General features: G+C 73.7%; 20 protein-coding genes. 6 read left to right on the forward strand and 14 right to left on the reverse strand.

Annotated features, from left to right (window positions below; genetic code table 11):
- Positions 1-380: 380 nt before the first annotated feature.
- The 4 genes from ABZ876_RS02775 to ABZ876_RS02790 form a co-directional block, all read right to left on the reverse strand.
- The gene (locus tag ABZ876_RS02775) at positions 381-1,595 is read right to left on the reverse strand and encodes an XRE family transcriptional regulator (RefSeq protein WP_361773231.1); all 1,215 of its coding nucleotides are present in this window, start codon (positions 1,593-1,595) and stop codon (positions 381-383) included.
- Between the two features lie 140 nt (positions 1,596-1,735).
- Positions 1,736-2,305 (reverse strand): helix-turn-helix domain-containing protein, encoded by a 570-nt coding sequence (locus ABZ876_RS02780; RefSeq protein ID WP_361773234.1) that lies wholly within the window; start codon positions 2,303-2,305, stop codon positions 1,736-1,738.
- Between the two features lie 518 nt (positions 2,306-2,823).
- On the reverse strand, positions 2,824-3,294 hold the full coding sequence (locus ABZ876_RS02785; RefSeq protein ID WP_361773912.1) for a DUF3017 domain-containing protein: 471 nt from the start codon (positions 3,292-3,294) through the stop codon (positions 2,824-2,826).
- Positions 3,295-3,325: 31 nt separating this feature from the next.
- On the reverse strand, positions 3,326-4,180 hold the full coding sequence (locus tag ABZ876_RS02790) for a bifunctional methylenetetrahydrofolate dehydrogenase/methenyltetrahydrofolate cyclohydrolase (RefSeq protein WP_361773237.1): 855 nt from the start codon (positions 4,178-4,180) through the stop codon (positions 3,326-3,328).
- A gap of 260 nt (positions 4,181-4,440) precedes the next feature.
- On the opposite strand from ABZ876_RS02790, the gene ABZ876_RS02795 reads away from it, so the two are divergent.
- Positions 4,441-5,019 carry a hypothetical protein gene (locus ABZ876_RS02795; protein ID WP_361773240.1) on the forward strand — a complete coding sequence of 193 codons (579 nt, stop codon included), beginning with the start codon at positions 4,441-4,443 and terminating at the stop codon, positions 5,017-5,019.
- A 73-nt stretch (positions 5,020-5,092) separates the two neighbouring features.
- Here ABZ876_RS02795 and purH read toward each other — a convergent pair whose 3' ends face one another.
- Positions 5,093-6,628 (reverse strand): bifunctional phosphoribosylaminoimidazolecarboxamide formyltransferase/IMP cyclohydrolase, encoded by a 1,536-nt coding sequence (gene purH / locus ABZ876_RS02800; RefSeq protein WP_361773915.1) that lies wholly within the window; start codon positions 6,626-6,628, stop codon positions 5,093-5,095.
- A gap of 29 nt (positions 6,629-6,657) precedes the next feature.
- Entirely contained in the window at positions 6,658-7,308 is a 651-nt protein-coding gene (gene purN, locus ABZ876_RS02805; RefSeq protein WP_361773243.1) for a phosphoribosylglycinamide formyltransferase, read from the reverse strand.
- Positions 7,309-7,660: 352 nt separating this feature from the next.
- Between purN and ABZ876_RS02810 the strand changes: the two genes are divergently transcribed.
- Entirely contained in the window at positions 7,661-8,443 is a 783-nt protein-coding gene (locus tag ABZ876_RS02810) for a hypothetical protein (RefSeq protein ID WP_361773918.1), read from the forward strand.
- Between the two features lie 31 nt (positions 8,444-8,474).
- On the opposite strand, the gene ABZ876_RS02815 is transcribed toward ABZ876_RS02810, so the two are convergent.
- Positions 8,475-10,070, reverse strand: a complete 1,596-nt coding sequence (locus ABZ876_RS02815) for a DUF6350 family protein (protein ID WP_361773246.1) — start codon at positions 10,068-10,070, stop codon at positions 8,475-8,477.
- A gap of 96 nt (positions 10,071-10,166) precedes the next feature.
- Between ABZ876_RS02815 and ABZ876_RS02820 the strand changes: the two genes are divergently transcribed.
- On the forward strand, positions 10,167-11,009 hold the full coding sequence (locus ABZ876_RS02820; RefSeq protein ID WP_361773249.1) for an RNA polymerase subunit sigma-70: 843 nt from the start codon (positions 10,167-10,169) through the stop codon (positions 11,007-11,009).
- Positions 11,010-11,097: 88 nt separating this feature from the next.
- Here the strand turns inward: ABZ876_RS02820 and sucD are convergent, their stop codons facing one another.
- From sucD to ABZ876_RS02840, 4 genes are all read right to left on the reverse strand, one after another.
- Positions 11,098-11,982, reverse strand: coding sequence for a succinate--CoA ligase subunit alpha (gene sucD / locus ABZ876_RS02825; RefSeq protein WP_361773252.1), 885 nt, complete (start codon positions 11,980-11,982; stop codon positions 11,098-11,100).
- A gap of 21 nt (positions 11,983-12,003) precedes the next feature.
- Entirely contained in the window at positions 12,004-13,185 is a 1,182-nt protein-coding gene (gene sucC / locus ABZ876_RS02830) for an ADP-forming succinate--CoA ligase subunit beta (protein WP_361773255.1), read from the reverse strand.
- Positions 13,186-13,601: 416 nt separating this feature from the next.
- Positions 13,602-15,359: a hypothetical protein gene (locus ABZ876_RS02835; RefSeq protein ID WP_361773258.1), complete on the reverse strand. Its 1,758-nt coding sequence runs from the start codon at positions 15,357-15,359 to the stop codon at positions 13,602-13,604.
- 249 nt (positions 15,360-15,608) lie between these two features.
- On the reverse strand, positions 15,609-15,983 hold the full coding sequence (locus tag ABZ876_RS02840) for a hypothetical protein (RefSeq protein WP_361773261.1): 375 nt from the start codon (positions 15,981-15,983) through the stop codon (positions 15,609-15,611).
- 112 nt (positions 15,984-16,095) lie between these two features.
- Between ABZ876_RS02840 and ABZ876_RS02845 the strand changes: the two genes are divergently transcribed.
- On the forward strand, positions 16,096-16,410 hold the full coding sequence (locus ABZ876_RS02845) for a hypothetical protein (protein ID WP_361773264.1): 315 nt from the start codon (positions 16,096-16,098) through the stop codon (positions 16,408-16,410).
- A 492-nt stretch (positions 16,411-16,902) separates the two neighbouring features.
- On the opposite strand, the gene ABZ876_RS02850 is transcribed toward ABZ876_RS02845, so the two are convergent.
- The 3 genes from ABZ876_RS02850 to ABZ876_RS02860 are packed head-to-tail and all read right to left on the reverse strand — an operon-like array spanning position 16,903 to position 21,748.
- Positions 16,903-18,147, reverse strand: coding sequence for a VWA domain-containing protein (locus ABZ876_RS02850; protein WP_361773266.1), 1,245 nt, complete (start codon positions 18,145-18,147; stop codon positions 16,903-16,905).
- Positions 18,144-20,576 (reverse strand): DUF5682 family protein, encoded by a 2,433-nt coding sequence (locus tag ABZ876_RS02855; RefSeq protein ID WP_361773269.1) that lies wholly within the window; start codon positions 20,574-20,576, stop codon positions 18,144-18,146. Before ABZ876_RS02855 ends, ABZ876_RS02850 begins: the two co-directional genes overlap by 4 nt.
- Positions 20,573-21,748: an AAA family ATPase gene (locus ABZ876_RS02860; protein WP_361773272.1), complete on the reverse strand. Its 1,176-nt coding sequence runs from the start codon at positions 21,746-21,748 to the stop codon at positions 20,573-20,575. Before ABZ876_RS02860 ends, ABZ876_RS02855 begins: the two co-directional genes overlap by 4 nt.
- Positions 21,749-21,880: 132 nt before the next feature.
- On the opposite strand from ABZ876_RS02860, the gene ABZ876_RS02865 reads away from it, so the two are divergent.
- Positions 21,881-23,233 carry an SWIM zinc finger family protein gene (locus ABZ876_RS02865; RefSeq protein ID WP_361773275.1) on the forward strand — a complete coding sequence of 451 codons (1,353 nt, stop codon included), beginning with the start codon at positions 21,881-21,883 and terminating at the stop codon, positions 23,231-23,233.
- 41 nt (positions 23,234-23,274) lie between these two features.
- On the forward strand, positions 23,275-24,900 hold the full coding sequence (locus tag ABZ876_RS02870; RefSeq protein ID WP_361773278.1) for a DUF5691 domain-containing protein: 1,626 nt from the start codon (positions 23,275-23,277) through the stop codon (positions 24,898-24,900).
- Positions 24,901-25,243: the final 343 nt, after the last annotated feature.

A 25,243-nucleotide genomic window follows, 5' to 3' on the forward strand; every position in this document is an offset into this window, starting at 1 on the left:
TTCTCCGTATGACAGCTGGCGGTGGGGCGTCGTCGCCCCGGGGTGCAGGATCCCCGCCGCCGGCTCGTGGCCGACGCCCGCCGCGATGATCGATCAAGGGTACGAATGATCGATCTCTTGGCGTCAAGAGAGATCCAGTCGTCAGGCTATCGCGCATCCGTGATCCCGGTCTGCCGGGCCCGTGTGGCCCGTCCCACAACCGGCTGAGGCGGCGGCCGTCCGCTCCGAAGAGGGGGTCTGAGCGGCGGCCGCCGCCTGGGGGGCGTCCGGGCCGGGAGGGCTGTCGGCCTCCCGGCACGGCCGGACTCCCGTGGGGGTAACCGTGCGCCTGCCCCGTGACGGCGGGCTCATGCGTGGTCGGGGCGATTCGTTTTCACGCGCTACTTCGTGCACCCCTTGCGCCCCGACACCGTCGTCACGCACGCCTTCGCGGCAGCGGGGTCCTTGACGGCCAGCATCGGGGTGTAGGCGTCCGTGTCCGCCGCCCCGGTGACCGACCCGGTCTGTCCGGCCGGCCCGCCCGCGGACACCTCGACCGTGTCGCCGCGTGCCGCCCGGGTGATACGGGCCCATGCGGTCCCGCACGTCCTGCTGTACCGGACCTCGACGAGGGTCGTGCCGACGGTGACGCTGCTGGTGCTCCTGGCCAGCGTGCCGCCGCAGCCCATCTTCTCCGGGTCCTTGCCGGTGCAGCTCGCCCCGCCGCACTTGACGCCCGAGGGCAGTTCGGGGAGCGCGCTCGCCGAGGTCGCGGCCGGTTCGGGCGACGGCGTGGACCCGTTTCCGTTGCCGCCGGTGAGGAAGAAGACCGGCGCGATCACCGCGAGCGCCCCGGCCACGCCCGCGAGGAACATCACCAGCCGCCGCCTGTAGGGCCGGCCCCCGGTGTCCGGCCGGTTCCCGCCGGGCGGCCCGCCCGGCGTCCCCGGTCCGAGCGTTCCCGGCATATCCGGCGCCGGTCCGAAGGCTCCCGGCGCCGCAGCCTGGCGCCCACCGGTTTCCGGGGACGCCCGGTGCCCGGCGACGCCCCAGGAGTCGGCCCCCGAGGCCCGGGAGCCGGTGCCCGAGGACACGCCCCGCTCCTCGGCCCCGCCCCGTGATGCCTGTACGTCGCCCGTGGCGTTCGGGGTCCGCGCGGCCGCCGGCCGCGGCGGCACGCTGGGGACCACCCCGGCCGGGCCCGCGATCCCGAGCGCCGCCGCGGCGCTGCGGGCCGCCTTCCCGGTGCCGGACCCCGGCTCCCCAGCAGCTGTCTCCGGCTCCGTCGGCGCGGCGCGGGCCTGGGAGATCCGCAGGGCGTCCATGGTCGCGTCATGGCGCGTCTCCGAGCGGCTCCAGGCACGTTCGGCCAGCTCCCACAGGGTGGTCAGATGGACGGGATGGGTGCCGGTCACCTCGGCCAGGGCGACGACGGCCCCCTTCGGCGCGAGCAACCGACCACCCAGATAGCGCTCCCAGGACGTCTTGCTGTAGCCCGTGCGATCCGCCACGGCGGAGACGCTCAGACCACTGTGGTCCACGAGCCGCCGCAGCTGCTGCGTGAACTCCCGCAGCTGCGGATCGAGTTCGTCGGGCAAGGACTTCCAACGAGGCATCGCTTCCCCCTCATTCCCCCGGTCCCGAGGGGACACGGTAGCCCGGGCCCGGTGAGCATTCGGGGCACATCCGCGAACTTGTCGACGCACCGGCACAACAGGGACACGACGGCGACCTCAGCAGGCACACCGGACTCAGGTCACCCGAGCGTGACGGCACCGACGAGGGCGACGACGAGCAGCGTCAGAAGGGCGAGGAGCGCGGCGATCAGGAGGCGGCGCCCGGCGGGCCGATGCGGGGGCACCTCCTTGGGCCGGTCCCACCACGGGACCGTCGGATCGTCCTCGTACTCCCCGGGCACGGGAGCGTCCGCCGGTAGGAGAGACGGACCGTCCGCCGCTACGGACGCGGAACCGTTCGGTGGCGGCACGGGACCGTCCGCCGGTACGGACAGGGGGGCGTCGCCCGCCGGTGCGGGCGACGGGGCCGGCTGGCGCGGCCAGGCGTGCACCGCCAGTTCCCAGCGCACACCGAAGCGTTCGGCCTCTTCGGCCGGGAGCCCCGCGACCCGGCACAGCGCGGCGACCGCCTGACGCGGCGGCGGCTGGGTGGCGTTGAGGTAGCGCTGCCAGGACGACTTGCTGTACGCGGTGCGTGCGCCGAGGGCGACGAGGCTGAGTCCGGTGCGGTCCTTCAGGAGCCGTAACTGCTCCACGAAGTGCCGTACCTCCGGCGGCAGATCGTCCGGCAGCGGCTGCCAGGCGCCCATCGCTCACCCCTCCGCGTTACCCGGCCCGAAGGCGTCCGTCCGTTCGATTGACGGCATCAGGAGCCGGGCCGGTTCCGGCGCGGGGCGCGGAGACGGTAGCGGAATGGTCACTTCCGTGCCACAGCCGCCTGACAGGTGTTGAACAGCTCACCCGCGTACACAAGGGTGTTTCCCGGGCGGCTCGACCGCCTCGGGCGCCCGGCCTCCCACGGGGGAGAGGCCGAGCGCCCCTTGTCTTTCGGTCCGTGTTCTGGGTCCTTATCCGGTCGGAGGACGGCGGCCGGCCGTAGGAGCCACACCGCCGCCGCTCCGGCCGCCGCCGCCGGCGACCGCAGCGCCGCGCGCGACGGTGTCCGGCGACCGCAGCGCGCGGCTGTGTCCGGCGGCCGCTCGGACAGCGCTGCTCGGCCGGCACGGGCCTCTCGCCCCGGGTCCTCCGGAAGCGGCGCCCACAACGACGGCGGGCCGCCCCTGGAGAAGGGGCGACCCGCCGTGGTGTCCGCCGGAATGCCGCGGCCTCAGGTGCGGACCGTGAAGTGCAGCGTGTCGTCCAGGAACGGTATCTCCAGCCACGGGTGGGGCTGGGCCATCATCGCGAGCAGCACGATGACGAGGCCCAGGACTCCGTAGGTCACCATGTCGGTGAAGCGGGACCGCACCGCGAGCATGCCCACGTCGGGCAGCATCCAGCGCATCACGGCGCCGCCGAGCAGGGCGACGCCCATCAGGATCGTGCCCAGGCGGAACACGTCCAGCGCGGTCAGCAGCAGCCCGAGCCCGACGACGGCCAGCACAGCCAGGATCGGCCACTGCCGGGCGGGCGCGGGCGCGTCACCGGGCGCGGCGCGGCCGCCGCCCTCCGGTCGCGCGGTGTCACGAGTGACCCTCGGGAACCGCCGGGTCGTCCGCCGCGGCCGCCCGGCGGCGTCCGGAGCACTGACCGCGTCCCGCACGACGGGCTCGGTGTCCGCCTCCCGCCGCTGTGCGATGGCCTTCTCCCGGGTGCTCTCCGGCCCGCCGTCAGCCGACACTGCGCTCCGCCGCCTCGACCACGTTGACAAGCAGCTGGGCACGGGTCATCGGCCCCACGCCGCCGGGATTCGGGGAAATCCAGCCGGCCACCTCGGCGACGTCCGGGTGGACGTCGCCCACGATCTTGCCCTCGGCACTGCGGGAGACGCCGACGTCGAGAACGGCGGCGCCCGGCTTGACGTCCTCGGGCCGGATGAGGTGCGCGGAGCCCGCCGCGGCGACGATGATGTCGGCCCGCCGCAGATGCGCCGAGAGGTCGCGGGTGCCGGTGTGGCACTGGGTGACCGTGGCGTTCTCGCTGCGCCGGGTCAGCAGCAGCGGCATCGGGCGCCCGATGGTCACCCCCCGTCCGACGACCACAACCTCGGCGCCCTTGATCTCCACGCCGTAGCGGCGCAGCAGGGTGAGCACGCCGTTGGGGGTGCAGGGCAGCGGCGCCGGCTCGTTCAGCACGAGGCGGCCGAGGTTCATCGGGTGCAGGCCGTCGGCGTCCTTCTCCGGGTCCATCAGCTCCAGGATCCGGTTCTCGTCGATGCCCTTGGGCAGCGGCAGCTGCACGATGTAACCGGTGCAGGCCGGGTCCTCGTTCAGTTCGCGGACGACCGCCTCGATCTCCTCCTGAGTGGCCGTCGCGGGCAGTTCACGCTGGATCGACGCGATGCCGACCTCCGCGCAGTCGCGGTGCTTGCCCGCGACGTACTTCCGGCTGCCGGGGTCGTCCCCGACCAGGATCGTTCCGAGGCCGGGCGTGATGCCCTTCTCACTCAGCGCCGCCACGCGGGCGGTCAGATCGGACTTGATCGCGGCTGCGGTGGCCTTGCCATCGAGAATCTGGGCGGTCATGGCTCCCATCCTCCCGGATGACCCGCCCCTGGTTCCAATCCGGGCACCCGTCGGCGGCACGGCCGGTTTCCGCCTTGACCGGAGAGGTTGCGCTTACACAACACATACGGAATGTCGCTGGACAAAGGTGCGAACGCTTTAGAACCATGAACGGCGGTGCCGCGGGCAGTATCCGGGGGGACGGACCGCAACTTTAGAACTTTCCTCCGATCCATGCCGCGCTCGTCCCCGCACTTGAGCAGACGGAGGAAAAACCGCTCATGAGTTTCGGTGAACCGAACAACCCCTACGGCGCGCCCCAGGGCCAGCAGCCGGGCTACGGCCACCCGCAGGGCCAGCAGCCCGGTTACGGCTACCCGCAGGCCCCGCCGGCGCCGGGGGGCTACGGCCAGCAGCCCGTTCTGACCACCATGCCCGGCACGGTCGGTGCAGCCCGGGTGTTGTTGTGGGTCATCGTCGGCCTCCAGCTGATCGGTGCGGGCATCTTCGCCGTCGGCGCGGCCAGTGTCCACGCCGCCAAGAACGACGCGGAGCTGAAGGACAACTCGCAGTTCCAGCAGCTCGCGGACTACTCGAGCGGCTGGCTGTGGGCCATCACGGTGTTCGCCCTGGCCTGGGCGGTGCTCTCGATCGTGCTCGCCCTGAAGTTCAACACCGGTGGCAACGGCGCCCGGATCACGATCCTGGTCTTCGCGATCATCACCGCGATCCTGGGCATCTACCCGTTCATCGTCGTGGGCCTGCTCCACACGGTGCTCGCCATCCTCATCGCCGTCTTCGTCGGCAACTCCAACGGCTCCGCCTGGTTCAACCGGCCCAGGCAGCAGACCGCGTACTGACCACAGCGGTCGCGCCGCGGCCTCCGGCTCCCCCGTCGGGGAGGCCGGAGGCCGCTCGCATGTCCGGCGCGGCTCAGTGGAAGAAGTGGCGCGTGCCGGTGAAGTACATGGTCACGCCCGCCTTCTTCGCGGCCTCCACGACCTGCTCGTCACGGATCGAACCGCCCGGCTGGACAATCGCCTTGACGCCCGCGGCGATCAGGATCTCCGGCCCGTCGGGGAACGGGAAGAAGGCGTCCGAGGCGGCGTAGGAACCGCGCGCCCGCTCCTCGCCCGCCCGCTCGACGGCCAGCTTGCAGGAGTCCACCCGGTTGACCTGGCCCATGCCGACGCCGACCGAGGCGCCGTCCTTGGCGAGCAGGATGGCGTTGGACTTGACGGCACGGCAGGCCCGCCAGGCGAAGGCCAGTTCCTTCAGCTCGTCGGCGGAGAGCGCCTCGCCGGACGCCAGCGTCCAGTTGGCCGGGTCGTCGCCGTCGGCCTGGAGGCGGTCGGTGACCTGGAGGAGGACACCGCCGTCGATCTGCTTGGCCTCCACGCGGTTGCAGGGGCCGTTCGGGGCCTTGAGCACCCGGATGTTCTTCTTCTTGGTGAGGGCCTCCAGTGCGCCCTCCTCGTAGTCGGGCGCCACGATGACCTCAGTGAAGATCTCGGCGACCTGCTCGGCCATCTCCCGGCTCACCGGCCGGTTCACGGCGATGACACCGCCGAACGCGGACAGCGGGTCGCAGGCGTGCGCCTTGCGGTGTGCCTCGGCGACGTCCGCGCCGACCGCGATGCCGCAGGGGTTGGCGTGCTTGATGATGGCGACGCAGGGCTCGTCGTGGTCGTACGCGGCACGGCGGGCGGCGTCCGTGTCCGTGTAGTTGTTGTACGACATCTCCTTGCCGTGCAGCTGCTCGGCCTCGGCGAGGCCGCCCGTGCCGTCGGTGTAGAGGGCGGCGTCCTGGTGCGGGTTCTCGCCGTAGCGGAGGGTGTTCTCGCGCTCGTAGGTGGCGCCGAGGAAGTCCGGGAAGCGGGACTCGTCGACGGGCGCGTACGACGACGCGAACCAGGAGGCCACCGCCACGTCGTAGGCCGCCGTGTGCTGGAAGGCCTCGGCGGCGAGCCGCTTGCGGGCGGCGAGGTCGAAGCCGCCGTCCTTGGCCGCGGCCAGGACGTCCGCGTACCGCTCCGGGCTGGTGACCACGGCGACCGACGGGTGGTTCTTGGCGGCGGCGCGGACCATCGACGGGCCGCCGATGTCGATCTGCTCCACGCACTCGTCCTCCGAGGCACCGGAGGCGACGGTCTCGCGGAACGGGTAGAGGTTGACGACGACCAGGTCGAACGGCTCCACGCCCAGCTCGGCGAGCTGCTCGCGGTGGCTGTCCAGGCGCAGGTCGGCGAGGATGCCCGCGTGGACCCTGGGGTGCAGGGTCTTGACCCGGCCGTCCAGGCACTCGGGGAAGCCGGTCAGCTCCTCGACCTTGGTGACGGGGACACCGGCGGCGGCGATACGGGAGGCCGTGGAGCCGGTGGACACCAGCTGGACACCGGCCTCGTGCAGCCCGCGGGCCAGCTCTTCCAGCCCGGTCTTGTCGTAGACGCTGACGAGCGCGCGGCGCATCGGCCGCTTGGTGCTCTCGGCGGTGGCGGTCACTGGATAACTACCTTTCGTCCCTCAATGCGATAGCCGTTGCGGGCGAGCCGCCCCACGACCTCGACGAGCAGCCTTCGCTCGACTTCCTTGATGCGCTCGTGCAGAGCGCTCTCGTCGTCCTCGTCCCGGACCTCCACCACGCCCTGAGCGATGATCGGCCCGGTGTCGACGCCGTCGTCGACGAAGTGGACGGTGCAACCGGTGACCTTGGCGCCGTACGCGAGCGCGTCACGCACGCCGTGAGCTCCCGGAAAGCTGGGCAGGAGCGCGGGATGGGTGTTGACGAACCGCCCGCCGAACCGTGCGAGGAACTCCTTGCCCACGATCTTCATGAAGCCCGCGGAGACGACGAGATCGGGCTCGTACGCCGCGACGGCCTCGGTGAGGGCCGCGTCCCAGGACTCCCGGCTGTCGTGGTCCTTGACCCGGCACACAAAGGTCGGCAGCCCGGCACGCTCGGCGCGGGCGAGGCCCTCGATGCCGTCGCGGTCGGCACCGACGGCGACGACCTCCGCCCCGTAGGCGGCGGGGCCGGTCTCGGCGATGGCGTCGAGGAGCGCCTGGAGGTTGGTGCCGGACCCGGAGACCAGGACGACCAGGCGCTTGGCCGCGGACTCGGAGGCGGTCTCGGCCACGGACTCGGCCACGACGGGGCCCTTTCTCGGGAGAGCGTTCGTGCGGTCGCTCGGAGAGCATGCACTCGGGAGAGCTTTTGTATGGTCGTACGAATGCTTCGCACGCCCGGATACGGGGAAGTCTACGAAGCGGTCGACCGCCAGCAACGATACCGGCACACCGGACGACCCCCATGGGACGGGGGCGCGTCCGGGAGGTAGCGTCTGCGGAGAACCACCCGGGGAAGCGGATCGACGCGGGGGAACGCCGCGACTGCGCGGGACGTTGATCCGTATGAGTACGCCCGCCCGGGCGCGCCCGCCGCGCGGCCCGCTCCGCCGACCAGCCGCCCGCCAGAACCACCAAGTGGAAGACGCACACCTGATGCCGGACCGCAGTCTCCGACTCCCTCCGCTGCTGCTGCGCGAGCGGCACCCTTCGCCCGTGCCGCCGCGGGAGAACGGCGAGACCCCCGGCGACGGGGGTGACTCCGCGAGCGGTGGGCGGGGCCAGGGGGCGCCCGCGGACGACAACCCGTTCGCGCCGCCGCCGCAGGGGACGCCGGACCGGCCCTGGCGGCCACGCCATCCGGAGTCCGGCCGGGGGCAGGGGCAGGACGGCTCCGACGACGAGGACGGACGTTCTCCGTGGGGCAGCCAGTGGAGCGACCGGCAGCCCGGCCCCACGTCGGGCGGCCGCTTCGGCGAGCGTCCCGGCGGCTCCGGCGGACAGGGCGGCCCCGAGGGGCCCGGCGGCCCGGGCACGGGCCTGCGCTGGGACCCCGCCGACCCCGCGCAACGCCGCGCGCGCTATGCGCTGCTGGGCGGTATGTGGGCCTTCTTCTTCGCCCTCTTCAGCTGGCCGTACGTGGCCCTGCTGCTGGGCGCGCTGTCGTTGTACTGGGGCGTGAGCGCGCTGCGCGCCAAGCCCCGCGGCCCCCGCCCGAGCAGCCCGGCGTCCCCGGCGCGTCCGCAGATGACGGCGGCGGTCAGCGGTCTGGTCACGGCGTCCCTGGCGCTCACGATGGTGGCGGCCACCTTCACGGCCCAGCTGGTCTACCGCGACTACTACACGTGTCTGAACGACTCCCTGACGGCGGCGGCGAAGCACTCGTGCAACGACCTGCTGCCGAAGAATCTGCGGGGTGTCCTGGGCACACAGGACTGAGCCGCGCGGTCCTGGTCTCTGCCGGAGCTCGTCAGGAAGCCGGCCCGGGGCCCGGCGGGGGCTCGCCCCTGCCGAAGTCCGGCAGGAACGGGTCCACCTCCCCCGACAGCACCTCGTACGGCTTGAGATCGGGGTCCTCCCACAGGGTGATGTCGCCCGGCCTGCGGACCCCCGCCGGTTCCGGGACCAGCGGCGGCGGAGCCGAAGGCGCGGGCACCACGGGGGATTCCGGTACCGGCCGGGGCCGCCGCGTCCGCCGTCCGCCCCGTTCCGCCTTCCCGGTCCCGCGCAGCCGCCAGGCCCTTACGCCCAGCGCCACCGGCATGCCCACCCCCGCCGTCCAGCCGGCCGCCGCACCGCCCACCTGCCACCCCACCGGTCCGAGGTGCGCCAGCACGGCCACGCCGAGCGGCCCTCCCGCCGCCTCCGCGAGCCCTCCGAGCAGCGCCCCGCACAGCAGTCCCGCCATCGCCATCGCCGCCGCCGTCCGTCCGGCCGACCACGCTCCGTCCCGGCTCCGTCGCCGTCCCCGGCCCCCGCACGCCGATCCCGCGACGAACCACCCGACCGTCACCCCCGCCGCGGCCGGCACCGCCCCCATCGCCCACCACAGCGGTCCGGCCCCCGTGGTGGGCACCGCCGCCAGCAGTGGAAACGGCGGCAGGAGGGCCGGGGGCCGCGCCGTCGACAGCGGTCCGATCGCATGCCCGGCACCCAGCACGAACCCCGGCCCGAGCCCGTAGGCCGCGCCCCACACGGCCGCGTTCGGCAGCAGCGCCGCCGCCAGCAGCAGCACCGCGCACCGCCCCGACCACCCTCCCGTGAGTTCGGGGAACGACGCCCGCGCGGCCCCCCCGTGCCACACCAGCGAGGCGCCCACGAGCACCGCGCCCGCGCCCACGAGCGTGAGCGTCCCGGCCAGGGCGGCCCGCAGGACCGACGGCCCGGCCCGCCCGCCGGGGTTCACCGTCCCGGCACTCATCAGGCGTCGCCCGGCCGAGGGCAGCCGCTCGAGCACCCGGCGCGTGGGCCACGGACCACCCGCTCGCCCGTGCGCCGTCCATACGCCCACCCCCGACGCCACCACGGCGACCAGGGGCAGACTCACCACGGTCCAGGTCCACGCCGGCCGCAGGCTCCCGCCCGAGGCGTACAGCGCCGCCACCGCGCCGACCCCGAGATAGCCCGCCGCCACGCCGGACCATGCCGTGCCCGCGGCGACGGGCGGCGCGTCGCTCTCCCCGTCCTCGCCGCCTTCGCCGCTCTCCCCGTCCACCGCGTCGCGCCCCGCCCGGTGCAGCAGCCATACCGGTACCACGGCCAGCAGCAACGGCGTCACCCCGACGGGTGCGGGCAGCCCGGAGAGTGTCTCGGTGCGCAGGAGTTCGACACCGTGGGCCAGCAGCCACACCGAGGCCGCGAGGTGCAGCGCGGCCCCGGGGCCGTTGTCGGGAAACGGCGAACTGATCCACAGCACGATCACAAGCAGGGCGAGCGAGCCGAGCCCCAGCACCGCGGCGACGGCGCCGCCCAGGAGGCTGCCGCCCAGCCCGGCCCATCGATCGTGCGGCCGGGCGGGCGGAGGCGGCGGGGTTCGGCGGTCGGTCCATCGGGTCACGCCCGCCATGCTCCCAACGACACGCGCTTTCCCGTCGTAACACGGCAGGCCCCGATGTGTCGCTCAATATATGTTTATGTACTTTTATGCACGGAGGGTCGTCCTGTGACACAGAGCCCTGTCTCCCCGCAACCGCGCAGCGCGCGGCCCCCCGTGACGCCCGCTCAGGCCTTCGACGCGTTGTACGGGGCCTGCGCCCCCACCCTCGTACGGCAGACGTATCTGCTCACCGGCCGCCGTGAACTGGCCCGCGAGTCGGTCGAGCGGGCTTTTCAGCAGGCGTGGCAGCGCTGGCCCGAGGTGGCCGTGGACCCCGATCCGGAGGGATGGGTGCGGGCGGCGGCCCACGACTGGGCGCTCTCGCCCCGGCACCGCTTCCGCCTTCGCCACCGGCGGGCCGAGCCGCCTCCCGCCGACCCGTCCGACCGCGCGCTGCTGCACGCGCTGCTGACGCTGTCTCCCACGCAGCGGCGCACACTGCTGCTCCACGACGGCGCCGGCCTCGGTCTGCCGGAGGTCGCGGCCGAGACACAGGCGAGCACTCCGGCCGCGGCGGGCCGGCTGCTGTACGCCCGGGAGACGCTCGCCGCGCTGGTACCGGACCAGGCGGCGCCGGACGTACTGCGGCGCAGGCTGGCCGAGCCGGCCACCGCTCACCACCTTTGCCCGGCCCGGCCGCCCTCGGTCCGGTCCCGGGGCGAGCGGCGCACCCGGTGGGGGACCGTCGGCGCCCTCGCCTTCACGGCCGCGATCGTCGGCACGACCGCGCTGACCCTGCGCATGGCCCAGGACCATTACGAACGGCCCGTGCCCCGGGGGACGGAGATCCGGGACCTGCCGCCGCGGGCGGCGCAGGGCCCGCTCTCGGAGGAGCTGCTGGAAGTGCGTGCGCTCTTGGAGGCGCAGTCCCTTCGCGGCCCGGAGCGACTGGTTCCGGAGGCCCGCTGACGCTTGTCCGCAACACCCGGAAACGCCGGTGGGCCCGCACTCCCTGCGGGGAGCACGGGCCCACCGGCGTTCAGCCGGAGAGGCGAAGTCAGCCGGCCAGGATCTCGCGCGCCAGCTTCGCGGTCTCCGTCGGCGTCTTGCCGACCTTGACGCCGGCGGCCTCCAGCGCCTCCTTCTTCGCCTGGGCGGTGCCCGACGAACCGGAGACGATGGCGCCCGCGTGACCCATGGTCTTGCCCTCGGGGGCGGTGAAGCCCGCGACGTAGCCGACGACCGGCTTGGTCACGTTCTCCTTGATGAAGGCCGCGGCCCGCTCCTCGGCGTCGCCGCCGATCTCACCGATCATGACGATCAGGTCGGTGTCGGGGTCGTCCTGGAAGGCCTTGAGAGCGTCGATGTGGGTGGTGCCGATGATCGGGTCACCGCCGATGCCGACGCAGGTCGAGAAGCCGATGTCACGCAGCTCGTACATCATCTGGTACGTCAGCGTGCCCGACTTCGAGACCAGGCCGATGCGGCCCGGCTTGGTGATGTCGGCCGGGATGATGCCGGCGTTCGACTGGCCCGGGGTGATCAGACCGGGGCAGTTCGGGCCGATGATGCGGGTCTTGTTGCCCTTCTTGCCGGCGTACGCCCAGAAGGAAGCCGTGTCGTGGACCGCGATGCCCTCGGTGATGACGACCGCGAGCGGGATCTCGGCGTCGATGGCCTCGACGACCGCGTCCTTGGTGAACTTCTCCGGGACGAAGATGACCGTGACGTCGGCGCCCGTCTTCTCGATGGCCTCCTTGACGGAGCCGAAGACCGGTACCTCGGTGCCGTCGAAGTCGACGACCTGGCCGGCCTTGCGGGGGTTCACGCCACCGACGATGTTCGTGCCGGAGGCCAGCATGCGCTTGGTGTGCTTCTGGCCCTCGGAGCCGGTCATGCCCTGGACGATGACCTTGGATTCCTTGGTGAGGAAGATAGCCATGGTTGTGTGTGACCTCGTCCCTTACTTCGCGGCAGCAGCCAGCTCGGCGGCCTTGTCGGCCGCGCCGTCCATGGTGTCCACCCGCTGGACGAGCGGGTGGTTGCGGTCGTCCAGGATCTGGCGACCCAGCTCGGCGTTGTTGCCGTCGAGACGTACGACCAGCGGCTTGTTGACCTCTTCGCCCTTGGACTCGAGGAGCTCCAGGGCCTGCACGATGCCGTTGGCCACCGCGTCACAGGCGGTGATGCCGCCGAAGACGTTGACGAACACGGACTTGACGTCCGGGTCGCCGAGGATGATCTCGAGGCCGTTGGCCATGACCTCGGCGGAGGCGCCACCGCCGATGTCGAGGAAGTTGGCGGGCTTGACACCCTTGTGGGCCTCGCCGGCGTAGGCGACGACGTCCAGGGTCGACATGACCAGACCCGCGCCGTTGCCGATGATGCCGACCTCGCCGTCGAGCTTGACGTAGTTGAGGTTCTTCTCCTTGGCGGCCGCCTCGAGCGGGTTGGCGGCGGCCTTGTCGTGGAGCTCCGCGAACTCGGGGTGACGGAACTCGGCGTTGTCGTCGAGCGACACCTTGCCGTCGAGGGCGATGACGTCACCGGAGGCGACCTTGGCGAGCGGGTTGACCTCGACCAGGAGGGCGTCCTCCTTGACGAAGACCTCCCACAGGCTGACGAGGACGCCGGCGATCTGGTCGGCGACCTCGGCCGGAAACTTGGCCGCGGCGACGATCTCCTCGGCCTTCGCCCGGTCCACACCGTCGATGGCGTCGATCGCGATCTTGGCGACGGCCTCGGGGCGGGTGGCCGCGACCTCCTCGATCTCCATGCCGCCCTCGACGGAGGCGATGGAGAGGAAGGTGCGGTTGGCGCGGTCGAGGAGGAAGGAGACGTAGTACTCCTCGACGATCTCCGGGGCGGTCTCGGCGATCATGACCTTGTGGACCGTGTGGCCCTTGATGTCCATGCCGAGGATGTCCGTCGCGCGGGCGACCGCCTCGTCCGGGGTGGCGGCGAGCTTCACACCGCCGGCCTTGCCGCGGCCACCGACCTTCACCTGCGCCTTGACGACCGACTTGCCGCCCAGCCGCTCGGTGATCTCGCGCGCCGCCTCAGGCGTGTCGATGACTTCACCGGCCAGCACCGGTACACCGTGCTTGGCGAAGAGGTCCCTCGCCTGGTACTCGAACAGGTCCACGCGCTTCCGTCCCTATCAGTGATCTCGCGGTTCGTTGGATGCGTGGGCGTGCCGCGAAGGGCAACGTGACGTCCGCATGTGTCACAAGGGAGGCGCACACGGTGTCCGAGCGCGCGGCATGTCCGTCTCGCAGGTTATCGCCGCTTGAGGTGGGGCTCTAAATCGCAGATCACACCTGAGCGGTGATACCTGTCACACGAGCACGACGCGGCGCGACGGGAAGGGTCCCACCGGGTTGGGGTTGGCCCGGTGGGACCCCTGTGCCGCCCCGGGAGGGGCGCGAGGCGAGTGGTCCCCACCCCAATGGGGCCACTCGCCCGGTTCCGCGGGGTTTCGGTGGGGCCGGCCGACGGCTTTCGGCCACCCCGGTGCCTCATTCCCCGCGGAGTCGATCGGACGCCTTACGGCGTCGCTGTTCAGAGGGAATACACGCCGTCAGGGCCCGAGTGCAGGTGATCCGGGGTGACGGACGCGGCGACGCCCCGGGCGCCGGTCACCGCGTGGCCGGTCAGCGAGCCGCCGGCCGACCCCGCCGTCCCGGTCAGGTCACCGGCGAACGGCGCCACCGGACCGGTGACCCCCTGGGCGAACGAGCCGGCCTCGCCCACGACCCCGCCCGCGAACGGCCGTACTTCGCCCGTCACGCCGTAGGCCAGGTGGGTGGTGCCGTCCGCCACGCCGTGCACGACGGGCTGCACCAGGCCGTCCGCCGTCCGCACGACCTCGTTCGCCGTCCGCGCGGCCGGCCGCACCGAGTCGGCAACGCCCTGCGCGAACGGCTGCACCTCGGCAGCGACGCCGTACGCGGTCCCCGTCGTGTCCGCGGCCACGCCCTCGGCGAACGGCGGAACCCGTCCGGCGACCCCGCCCGCGAACGGCCGCACCTCACCCGTCACGCCGTACGCCAGCCCGGTCGCGTCCACGACGGCCTGCCCGGCCACGGGCACGACTCCCTGGACGGCGGTGTGGGCGACCGGCGGCAGCACGAAGGCGGCCACGTCGCCGGTCGCCTCGTCCACCACGGCGTATGCCGTCGGCCGCGCGTCGGCCACCGCCCCGTGCGCGAGCGTCGACGCGTTGCCCCCCACGTGCCGCGCGAGCGGCTGGGCGTCCGCTACGGCCCCGGACGCCAGGCCCGCCGCGCCGCCTGCGACATGAGCGGCGAGAGGGCCCACGCCGTCCACGACCGTGCCGGCGACCGGCGGAAGCACGGCGGCGGCCGTCTTGCCGGCCACCGGGGCGACCGTGCCGGGCGCGCCCGCGACGGTGCCGACGACCTGCTGCCGCACGCCCGTGACGGCGTCCGTGAGGTGGCCGGGTACCGCCCCGGCACCGGCCTGGACGGCGGCCCTCGCCTCGTCGGCGCGGCCCTGCGCGGCGGCGGCCGTGCCCGCCGTGCGGCTCTCGGCCCCGGCGGCCGTCCGGTGTGCGGCGCCGGTCGAGGCCGTCGCGGTGCGGCCCGCGCCCGCGACCGTGCGCTGAGCCTTCGTGCGGACCACCCCGTCGACGCCCCCCGCCTGGGCGCGCGCCTCGTTCCGCACGCCCTGGAGCCTGGTCTGCGCGGCGGCGAGCGCCTCCTCCAGCTCGGGGGCGAAGGCCGACAGCGGGCCGAAGAGGTAGTCGATCCCGTCCCGCGGCGCGGTCGCGCCGGTGGCGGTGGCCGTGCTCCGGGCCTGGTCCGCGACCGCGGCGGCCTCGGCCGCGGTCGCGCGTGCGACGCCCTCCAGGTGCGACGGGTGCGCGGCGGGCACTTCCGCGTCGACATACGGGCGCATCCGGTCCGCGGTGGGCGCGGCGTACCCGACGTGCGCCCTGGCGTGGTTCTTGGTCTGCATGGCGGCCGGGGCCACAGGGTGCGTGCCGTCCACGGCGGTGGACGCGGTCGGGGTCGGGGCCTGGGCCGCTGTCCGGGTCGCGGTGTTCGTCATGGACGGGACGGTGCCGTCTGCCGCTGTACCGTGCGCGCCCTCGGAGACGGTGTGCTGCACGTCGGCGACCACCCCGCCCACGGTGCCGGTGACCGCGCCGACCGTGTCGGCGGTGTCGATGCCCACATCGGGCGTGGAGACGGAGGACGCCGGCAGCTCGTCCGCGCTGGCGGCGGCTGAGCCGAGCGCCCAGGCGCCGGTGACACCGGCGGCTATGACGATCGAGCGGCGGATGTTCTTGTTCATGTAAGCGTCAGATCCTTCGGGATTTCGGGTTCCGGGAGTTTCGGGACGACCGCTGCCGAGTTCTGTCGCCGGTGTCGATGGGGGTCGACGACGGCTCCATGGGCGGTCGGGGGACCGGCGGCCATGGATGCGATCCGGCTGTGACGGCTCGGGTCGGATGGCTTCGGTCCGGGGATCGGAGAGCGTCCGGACGGCGGGCAGACCTGTTCCGCCCCCGCGCGGAAGGTCTCGCGGGGAGGAGGAACTGCCCTAGCCGGGGAACTCGGGGATGTCCCGGTGGCGGTCCCGGGTCCCGTCCGCGGTGACAACCGCGGTGGCACCGGGCAGAAGCCGCAGCGGCGCCCGGTGGTTCGACGCGACGGCGTGCCCGTCACCGTGCCGCGGCGCACCGTCGTCCCCCGCCGACTGCGCGTTGAACACGCCGAACACTCCGTTCGGCGCACCGTCGGGCGACTGCTGCGGGGGCGTGTGCACAGGCCTCGGGAGGCGGAGGGCACGGTGCGCGTACTGCCCCGACGCCCCGTCGGCCACGGTGACCCGCGGCCCCTGGGCCCAGTCCCGCCGCCGCTCCCCCGGCCGGTGGCGCTCCGCCCCGCCGACCGGCCGTTCCGGCACCGACGGCATGAGCAGGATGCGCCCGGACGGCGCCTGCACACCCGGCGGGCCCGGCACTCCCGGCACACCGGGAAGCCCCGGCGTGGGGGAGACCGACGGGGCTGGGGGGAATGAGGGGGCGATGGGTGACGAAGGGATCGAGGGGGCTGAGGGTGGCGAAGGGATTGAGGGGACGGAGGGGATCGAAGGGATCGGCGGGATCGAAGGGATCGACGGCCGACGTGACAGCGCGTCCACCGGCTCCTCGGACACCGTCCGCAGGAAACCCGCGATGGGCTGTGCGAGGCCCTTGGTAAGGGGCCGCACCACCTGGCGGACGGTGGACAGAGAGCGGGTGTCGGACAGAGAGCGGGTGTCGGACAGGGAGCGCCTGTTGGAGGCCGGACGGATGGCGGAGGCAGGGCCGGTGGCGGACGCGGAGGGGTGGGCTGCCTGACGGGGAGAACCCTGAACCGCCTGCCCGACCGCGCTGCCGACGGTGCCTTCGGCGTGCCGGGCCGCCTTCTCGACCGGTCGCACCACGACGTCGGCCGGGGTGCCGGCCGCGACGGGAGCGGTCGGAGCCGTGGAGGCCACGGGTGTTCCCTCCGCCGCATGAGCCTGTCCCTCGCAGAGGAACCCCAGTGCGAACAACCCGCCCACCAGCAGTGCCAGATGCAACGCACGCCGCCCTGCCGCCGTACGCATCACGCGCAGTGCGGCACCGGCGAAGGGCAGTGCGGCTGGCGGGGTCACAACGGGGAGAGCCTCCGTGCGGCGGAACGAGGCGGTACGGGCGACACGGCGCACCGCCGAGGATTGAAGCGCCGCCGATCCTCGCACGGCCCTACCGTCGCCGCGCAAGCCCCACGTTACCGATGGGTAGTCATATCCGTTTCCCTCCGTACGTCAGCCGGTGTCCGGCTTTGAGTGGCGGTCCCCACCCTGGTCATGCGGTTTCCGGTATCGGCAGGGCCCGCTTCTCGATCGCCGCCGCCATCACCTCCGGGAACAGGTCGGGTGTGCACGCGAACGCCGGTGCCCCCAGGGCCGCGAGCGCCGCCGCATGGTCACGGTCGTACGCGGGCGCCCCCTCGTCGGAGAGCGCGAGCAGCGCCACGAACTCCACCCCCGACGCCTTCATCGCCGCCACCCGTTTGAGCATCTCCTCCCGGATCCCGCCTTCGTAGAGGTCGCTGATGAGGACCACGACCGTCTCCGTCGGCCGGGTGATCCTCGACTGGCAGTACGCCAGCGCCCTGTTGATGTCCGTGCCGCCGCCGAGCCGGGTGCCGAAGAGGACGTCGACCGGGTCGTCCAGCTGGTCGGTGAGGTCCACCACCGCCGTGTCGAACACGACGAGCCGGGTGGCGAGGGATCGCATGGACGCGAGGACCGCTCCGAACACCGAGGCGTAGACCAACGACGCCGCCATCGACCCCGACTGGTCGATGCAGAGGACGACCTCCTTCCTCACGGACCGGGACGCCCGCCCGTACCCGATCAGTCGCTCCGGCACGACCGTGCGGTACTCCGGCAGGTAGTGCTTGAGGTTGGCGGCGATGGTGCGGTTCCAGTCGATGTCGCGGTGGCGGGGCCGGTGGATACGGGCGCTGCGGTCCAGGGCGCCGTTGAGCGTGGCCCGGGTGCGGGTGGCGAGCCGTTGCTCGAGGTCCTCGACGACCTTGCGCACCACCGCTCGCGCCGTCTCCCGAGTGGTCTGCGGCATCGCCTTGTTCAGCGAGAGGAGTGTGCCGACCAGGTGCACGTCCGCCTCGACGGCCTCGAGCATCTCCGGTTCGAGCAGCAGCGTGGACAGACCGAGACGGTCGATGGCGTCGCGCTGCATGACCTGGACGACGGACGCCGGGAAGTACGTCCGGACGTCCCCGAGCCAGCGCGCGACGGACGGCGCCGACGCCCCGAGCCCCGCCGAACGGTCCCGCCCCCGGCGCGATGAGTCCCCCTTTTCGTACAGCGCGGTCAGCGCCCCGTCCATCGCCGCGTCCCGCCCGGTCAGCTCGTGCCCGGTACCGTCCGCGGTGTCTCCGCCGAGCACGAGCCGCCAGCGCCTCAGCCGCTCGTCGAGCCCTGCGGCACCGGCAGTACCGGTGGCACCGGCGGCAGCGGCCGTGCTGCCGTCCTCGTCCGCGGATGGCGTGGCCGCTTCACGGCCGGCCGTGTCCGTGCTCATCGGGCCACCCCCACCAGGTTGTCGACATCCCTGCCGTCGGACTCGCCGAGACCGTCGGACTCGTCCAGACCTCTGCCGTCCGACTCGTCCGTATCACCGCGGCCGGGGTGGTCCAGGCCGAGCAGCAGCCGCACCACCGGGACCACCGCGTCCGCCCGCCCGGCGTCCAGGTCGGGCGCGAACCCGGCGTAGCCCGCGCCGACGGCCGCCGTGCTCCCCGGCGCGTCCGGCCCACGTCGCACCAAGTCGCCGAGGGCGCGTCTGACTCCCGGTTCGTACGCCGAGAACGTACGCCGCAGCAGGGGCAGTACGCCGGTGAACGCCTCCGCCGGCACACCCGTCAGCCATGTGTCCACGAGCCCGAGCAGCCGCTCGTCGTGCACCAGCAGCATCCCGCCGCCGGCGCCGCCTCCGACGAATCCCTCGATCCACGCGGCCGCGTCCGCGGGCGCCGTACCCGGCGACAGCGCGAGTCCCATGAACCGTGCGGCCTCGACCGGCGCCAGCTCCCCGTCGTCCAGGAGAAGTCGCACGGCACGTCCCCGGACGACGCCCGCGACGGTGTCCCGGCCGGACAGCACCCGCAGCACGCCACGCCACCGCCCCCGTATCTCCCCGGCGGCCGCCACGGCCCCCTCCGCCAGCAGCCCCACCGACCCGTGCACGGCGTCCACATGACGGCGCATCTCCTCGGCCGCTTCCGCGTCGAGCGCGGCGCACGCCGGTGGCAGCCCGACGAACACCCGCTCCGCGAGGCCTGCCGCGACCTCTGCCAGCGTCCGGGTGTCCGTGCCGCGCACGTCTCCGTAGCGCAGGGAGCGGACCAGGGCGGGCAGCGCCTGGGCTAGACGACCGACGTCGGTGTCCAGGGCCGCCCGGTCGGCGAGCACCCGCATCACCACGGGCAGCGCGTCCGGGAGTTCCGCGAGCAGGCACCGCTCGGCGAGCCCCGTGACCTCGGCGAGCGTCCGCGCCGCGACCGCGTCCGCCTCGGCCTTGGCGGTCGCGGCCCCGATCACGGTCGTCCCCCACACCCCCGCCTCGGCGACCCGCACCGTCAGCTCCGGCTCCCAGTGCAGCCGCCAGGTCTCCCGGAACGTGCCCGTGCTGCCGCGCGAGGCCGTGGGCTCGCCCCAGTCGACGCCGAGGTGACGCAGCCGGTGCAGCAGCCGGCTGCGCCCGGCGTCGGTGTCCTTGCGCAGGTCCAGCTCCACCTCGCGCTCCCCCGGCTCCGGTTTGAGCCGCAGCCGCTTCTGGAGCCGCGCGAGGTCGCGCTGCAACGGCACGGCGGGAGCCGACGCCGGTACCTCCCCCAGGACGTCACCGACCACGAGACGGTCGCGCACCAGCGCCAGCGGCACGTCCGAGCCCTCGCACATCACCGCCCGGACCGCGTCGGTCGTCTCGGACAGCCCCGGCAGCGGGCGCCCGCGCAGCGCCGCGAGCGTGTCGGCGAGCCGCACCGCCTCGATGACGTGTGCGGACGACACGATCCGGTCCTCCTCACGGAGCAGCCCGGCGACCTTGGTCAGCCATCGCTCGACGGGACGGTCGGGCGCGGCGAACAGATGCGCGTACCAGCCGGGCGAGTCGATCCCCGCCCCGTAACCACCGGCCCGGGACAGCCGCCGGTGGGTCCAGGGCACCCAGGTCATGTCCGTCTTCACCTTGGGCAGCCCCTTCAGCAGGGCGCGGTCGGCGGCGACGGCGGTGCCGCGACGCAGCGCGGGCACATGCCAGGCTCCGCACACCACGGCCACCCGAGGGCCGAACTCCCGGATGCAGGAGCGCATTTGGAGCCGCATATACGCCTCCCGCACGAGGTCGCGACGGTGTCCCCCGGTGCCGTACTCCTCCCGCAGCGCCGTCATGGCCTCCTCGAGGACCGTGAACGGCGCGAGCGGGTTCTCGCTGCCCGCGCCCCGGTGTTCGACGACGTCCTCCCACCACCGCTCGGGGTCGTCGTACCCGGCCGTCTCGGCGAGCACGGCCAGAGGGTCGACGCGCACGGCGTCGTCGGAGCGGTGCTCCGATCCGGACTCCGGAGCCGGTTCCTCTCCGGGCGCGGCTGCCGGTTCCTCCTTGTCCCAGGCCAGCGTGTGTGTCGCCGGCAGGTCGACGAATCGGGCCGGGGCCCGGTGCTCCAGGGCCCAGCGGAGCGCCACCCACTCCGGGGAGAACTCGGCCAGCGGCCAGAATGCCGACCGTCCGGGTTCGTCCACGGCGTGGGCGAGCAGCGCCACCGGCGGCCGCATCTCCTCCTCCGCCGCGAGCGGGATGAGGGCATCCGCCTCCGGTGGTCCCTCGATCAGCACGGCCCGGGGCCGCACCGCCTCCAGTGCGGCCCGTACAGCGCGGGCGGAGCCCGGCCCGTGGTGCCGCACCCCGAGCAGCAGCGGCCCCTGCGCGGACGGGGAGCCGCCGTTCATACGGTCACCTCCCGGCACGCCCGGTAGAAGTCCGTCCAGCCCTCGCGTTCCCGGACCACCGCCTCCAGGTACTCCTGCCAGACGACACGGTCGGCCGCCGGATCGCGGACCACGGCGCCGAGGATGCCCGCGGCGACGTCGCTCGCGCGCAGCACGCCGTCCCCGAAGTGGGCGGCCAGCGCGAGGCCGCCGGTGACGACGGAGATGGCCTCGGCGGTGGACAGCGTCCCGCTGGGCGACTTCAGCTTGGTCCGTCCGTCCGTGGTCACCCCGTCGCGCAGCTCACGGAAGACCGTGACGACGCGGCGGATCTCGTCGATGCCGTCGGGCAGCGCCGGCAGGTCGAGCGAGCGGCCGATCTGGTCGACCCGGCGGGAGACGATGTCCACCTCGGCGTCCGCGCTCTGCGGGAGCGGCAGCACCACCGTGTTGAAACGGCGGCGCAGGGCGCTCGACAGGTCGTTGACCCCGCGGTCGCGGTCGTTGGCCGTCGCGATCAGGTTGAAGCCGCGGACGGCCTGCACCTCCTGCCCCAGCTCCGGTATCGGCAGGGTCTTCTCCGACAGGATCGTGATCAGCGTGTCCTGCACATCGGCCGGGATGCGCGTCAGTTCCTCGACGCGCGCGACCCTCCCTTCGGCCATGGCCCGCATGACGGGGCTCGGTACGAGCGCGTCGCGGCTGGGGCCGTGCGCGAGCAGTCGCGCGTAGTTCCAGCCGTAGCGGATCGCCTCCTCCGGCGTCCCTGCCGTGCCCTGGACGAGAAGGGTCGAGTCGCCGCTGACGGCCGCCGCCAGGTGCTCGGACACCCAGGTCTTGGCCGTGCCGGGCACGCCGAGCAGGAGCAGCGCGCGGTCGGTGGCGAGCGTGGTGACGGCGACCTCGACGATGCGGCGCGGACCGATGTACTTCGGGGTGATCACCGTGCCGTCCGGCAGCGTGCCGCCCAGCAGATAGGTGGCCACGGCCCAGGGTGACAGCCTCCAGCGGGCCGGTCGGGGCCGGTCGTCCTGCGCGTCCAGCGCGGCGAGCTCGGCCGCGAAGGCGTCCTCGGCGTGCGGCCGCAGGGGCGCGGACAACCCCTCGCCCGGGCCCGCACCCGTGTCCCCGTTCGCGGGCGCGGACTCGCTCGTGTTCGGTTCGACGGACATCGGATCAACGGTCACACGCATGGCCACATCCCCCTCGGCTCGGCCGTTTCGGATCTGCCACCAACCGTGCACCACACCACTGACAATGCGCGGTGACCTGCACAAACACCGTCACGGCCGTCGATTGTCAGTGCCGGGACCTACCTTCGAGACATGACTGAGCAGGGGGTGCGCTGGACTGCGGAAAAGGTGCTGGCACTGGCGCCTGACGCCGCGTCACGCCATGCGGTTGGCGAACTCGGCGCGACCGGGCCGTGGTCGGAGGCGGGCAGCTCCGACGACGGGACGGTGTGGGGGTTGTGCAAGGGCAGCGGCAGCAGGCCGTACCAGACGGTCGTCGACCTCGCGGACACGGCCGGCCCGGCGTACCAGTGCAGTTGCCCGAGCCGCAAGTTCCCGTGCAAGCACGCGTTGGGACTGCTGCTGCTCTGGGCGGGCGGGGACGGGACGGTGCCGCGGGGGCCGGCACCGGACTGGGCCGAGCAGTGGATCGAGAGGGGCAGACAGCGTATGCGGGAGCGGCGGCCGGCCGCCGGCCCGGATCCCACCAGGACCGCTGATCCGGAGGCGGCCCGGCGCAGGGCGGAGCGGCGGGCCGAGCGGATCACGGCGGGAGCGGCGGAGCTGGAGCAGCGGCTGACGGACCTGCTGCGCGGCGGCCTAGCCACAGCCGACCGGGACGGGTACGGAATGTGGGAGGAGACGGCGGCCCGCATGGTCGACGCGCAGGCTCCGGGACTGGCCGCTCGAGTACGGGAGTTGGGGGCCATCCCGTCGTCGGGGCCGGGCTGGCCGATGCGTCTCGTGGAGGAGTGTGCGCTGCTGCACCTACTGGACCAGAGCTGGCTGCGTCGCGAGCGGCTGCCGGACGGTCTGGCGGCGACGGTCCGTTCCCGCGTGGGCCTGCCTGGCTCGCCCGGCGGTCCGCCCGTCCGGGACCGCTGGCTGGTCCTGGCCCAGTACGACACCTCGGACAGCCGTCTCACCACGCGCCGCATCTGGCTGCACGGCGCGGGCTCCGGCCGCACTGTGCTGCTCCTCTCCTACGGGGCGGCCGGACGCGCACCTGAGCAGGCGCTGCCGGTGGGCCTGGCGCTGGAGGCGGAGGTGTCCGTGTATCCGGGGGCGGGGCAGCTGCGGGCCGCGCTGGGCGAGCAGTTCGCGCCTGCGGCACCGGCGGGTACACGGCCTCCGGGATCGAGCGCGTCCCAGGCCTTGGCGCGCTATGGGCGAGCGCTGCGGGACGACCCGTGGCTGGACTCGTTCCCGGTGACCCTGGGCCGGGTCGTACCGACACCGGCCGAGGACTCCTGGCAGTTGGCGGACGCGGACGGCGACACGGCCGTGCCCCTCACACCGTCGGCGTGCGCCCGCCCGGGCCTGTGGCGTCTGGTCGCCCTGTCGGGCGGGGCCCCCGTCACGGTGTTCGGCGAGTGCGGCCACCGCGGTTTCACCCCTCTCACCGCCTGGCCGGAGGGCGCCGGGGAGGCGGTCCCGCTGTGCTGACGACACCGAAACGACGCACGACCGACCGGGAAGGGACCGATATGCGAGCGACCGAGCATGCGACCCCGGCCGCGCCGGGCTCGCCCTCCGCGGTGCCCTGGGAGGAGCTGGTGACCTTGGCCCTGCTGGGCACCGACCGGCGTACGCCGCCCTGGGCGTCGGGCCGGGAGGCGCCGGCGGCGCTGCTGGACCTGGCCGCCGTGGAGACCGTGCGCCGCAGGGCGGGGCTGCGCCCCGCACCCGCGGGGCCCAGGCCGGAGCCGGCAGCGCCGGATCCCCGCCCGCCGCTGCCGCCCGCGGCGGCCCGCCGGCTGGCCCTGCTGCTGTCCGACCGCCCCGGCACGGGCGGCGGCGGCCGCCGGGGGACGGCGCCCGACCTGATGGAGCTGCTGCCCCAGTGGCTGGCGCTGGCCAACGCACGTGGTTTCGCGCCACCTCCGGAGGTGCTGCCGGCGCTCCTGGACGCGGCCCGCGGGCGTACGGACCTGCGCCCGGCGGTGCTGGCCTTCGCCGGCCCGCGCGCCCTGTGGCTGGCCCGGCTGAACCCGGACTGGCGGTTCGCGCTGCGCTCCGCACCCGGCGGGGCCGAACTGCCGCCGGAAGACCCTGGGCGTGTGCGAGACCTCTGGGAGCAGGGGCTGTTCGCCGAGCGGGTGGCCCTGCTCGGCGCCCTTCGGGCCCGGCAGCCGGCCGCCGCGCGTGAACTGCTGGCCGGCACCTGGGCGACCGAGCGGGCCGAGGACCGCCTGATGTTCCTCGACTTGCTCCGCACGGGACTGGAGCCCGCGGACGAGCCGTTCCTGGAGCAGGCGTTGTCCGACCGGAGCCGCAATGTGCGGGCGACTGCGGCGGAGTTGCTGCCGGCGCTGCCTGGTTCCGCCCTGGCCGCGCGGATGGCGGCGCGGGCGGCGGCCTGTGTGGCGGTCGACCGGACGTCCGGGGAGCCGGCGCTCGTGGTCGAGCCGCCGCACGAGTGCGATCCGGGAATGGAGCGCGACGGGGTGGCGGCGACCGCGCCGACCGGCCGGGGTGAACGGTCGTGGTGGCTGGGCCAGCTGGTGGAGGCGGCACCGCTCGCCATATGGACGCGACGTCTCGGGGGACGTACGCCGACGGAGATCGTCGCGCTGCCGGTGGCGGACGACTGGCGGGACGAACTGCACGCGGCCTGGTGCCGTGCGGCGGTCCGGCAGCGGGACCCGGGCTGGTCCCGGGCGCTGCTCGGGCCGCCCTCGGCACCGGAGGCCGGAGGCCCGGGAGCGGTGCCCCTTGCCGAGCGGGCGAAGCTGCTGTCGACGCTGGGCCCCGCCGAACGGGCCGAATGGGTGGCAGTGTTCATCGCCACGCACGGACTGTCGGAGGCGTTCCAGTTGCTCGGAGTGTGCGCGGTTCCGTGGGCCACCCCGTTGGGCCGGGCGGTGGTGGACGCGCTCAACATCGCCCGGGACGCAGGAAGTTACCCGTGGAGCTTCAGCGGGGTGATGGGGCTGGCGGAACGCTGTCTGGACCCGGCGGAGGCAGGCCGCCTCGCCGCGCTGACGGCGATACCCGACGAGCCGGAGGACGCCTCACCGGGGGCGGGCGGCTACTGGGCCGAGGCCTTCCAGCGCCTGACGACGACACTGCGTCTGCGCGCGGCGATGCGGGAGGAACTGGGAGAGCCGTGAACCCGTCCGCGACCCCCGGCGCCCCGAGCGGGAGCCACCCGCGCGCCCCCGCCGCTTCGAGCGGTAGACGGCCCGTGGGCCGGGGCGTTGGAGCCGGCCGCCGGGGCACAAGCGTGAGCCGGCCACGCGGCGACCGGAAGGTCGGGCCGCAAGGCGCCCACTAGGCTCATGGTCACGCCCGTGCGCCCCCTATGCTCATGGTCACGCCCGAGCCGGGCCCCCGTAACCGGCCGCGCGCCCGCACTCGCCCGCGCCTCGGACTGCGAGCCGCCGCACACCACCGGGAGGCCATGGACGGACCGGCCTCGCCGCGAGGCCGCAAGCCGGCCGGCACAACGCTGGT

Source organism: Streptomyces sp. NPDC046931, from assembly GCF_040644655.1.
GTDB lineage: Bacteria > Actinomycetota > Actinomycetes > Streptomycetales > Streptomycetaceae > Streptomyces.

What these genes read in the sequence shown, in the direction of transcription:
- ABZ876_RS02775 (WP_361773231.1), bottom strand. Translation starts at nt 1,595, where the DNA reads ATGCCTCGTTGGAAGTCCTTGCCCGACGAACTCGATCCGCAGCTGCGG.
- ABZ876_RS02780 (WP_361773234.1), bottom strand. Translation starts at nt 2,305, where the DNA reads ATGGGCGCCTGGCAGCCGCTGCCGGACGATCTGCCGCCGGAGGTACGG.
- ABZ876_RS02790 (WP_361773237.1), bottom strand. Translation starts at nt 4,180, where the DNA reads ATGACCGCCCAGATTCTCGATGGCAAGGCCACCGCAGCCGCGATCAAG.
- ABZ876_RS02795 (WP_361773240.1), top strand. Translation starts at nt 4,441, where the DNA reads ATGAGTTTCGGTGAACCGAACAACCCCTACGGCGCGCCCCAGGGCCAG.
- purH (WP_361773915.1), bottom strand. Translation starts at nt 6,628, where the DNA reads ATGCGCCGCGCGCTCGTCAGCGTCTACGACAAGACCGGGCTGGAAGAG.
- ABZ876_RS02810 (WP_361773918.1), top strand. Translation starts at nt 7,661, where the DNA reads ATGCCGGACCGCAGTCTCCGACTCCCTCCGCTGCTGCTGCGCGAGCGG.
- ABZ876_RS02815 (WP_361773246.1), bottom strand. Translation starts at nt 10,070, where the DNA reads ATGGCGGGCGTGACCCGATGGACCGACCGCCGAACCCCGCCGCCTCCG.
- sucD (WP_361773252.1), bottom strand. Translation starts at nt 11,982, where the DNA reads ATGGCTATCTTCCTCACCAAGGAATCCAAGGTCATCGTCCAGGGCATG.
- ABZ876_RS02835 (WP_361773258.1), bottom strand. Translation starts at nt 15,359, where the DNA reads ATGAACAAGAACATCCGCCGCTCGATCGTCATAGCCGCCGGTGTCACC.
- ABZ876_RS02840 (WP_361773261.1), bottom strand. Translation starts at nt 15,983, where the DNA reads ATGCCGTCGGTGCCGGAACGGCCGGTCGGCGGGGCGGAGCGCCACCGG.
- ABZ876_RS02845 (WP_361773264.1), top strand. Translation starts at nt 16,096, where the DNA reads ATGGGTGACGAAGGGATCGAGGGGGCTGAGGGTGGCGAAGGGATTGAG.
- ABZ876_RS02850 (WP_361773266.1), bottom strand. Translation starts at nt 18,147, where the DNA reads ATGAGCACGGACACGGCCGGCCGTGAAGCGGCCACGCCATCCGCGGAC.
- ABZ876_RS02855 (WP_361773269.1), bottom strand. Translation starts at nt 20,576, where the DNA reads ATGAACGGCGGCTCCCCGTCCGCGCAGGGGCCGCTGCTGCTCGGGGTG.
- ABZ876_RS02860 (WP_361773272.1), bottom strand. Translation starts at nt 21,748, where the DNA reads ATGCGTGTGACCGTTGATCCGATGTCCGTCGAACCGAACACGAGCGAG.
- ABZ876_RS02865 (WP_361773275.1), top strand. Translation starts at nt 21,881, where the DNA reads ATGACTGAGCAGGGGGTGCGCTGGACTGCGGAAAAGGTGCTGGCACTG.
- ABZ876_RS02870 (WP_361773278.1), top strand. Translation starts at nt 23,275, where the DNA reads ATGCGAGCGACCGAGCATGCGACCCCGGCCGCGCCGGGCTCGCCCTCC.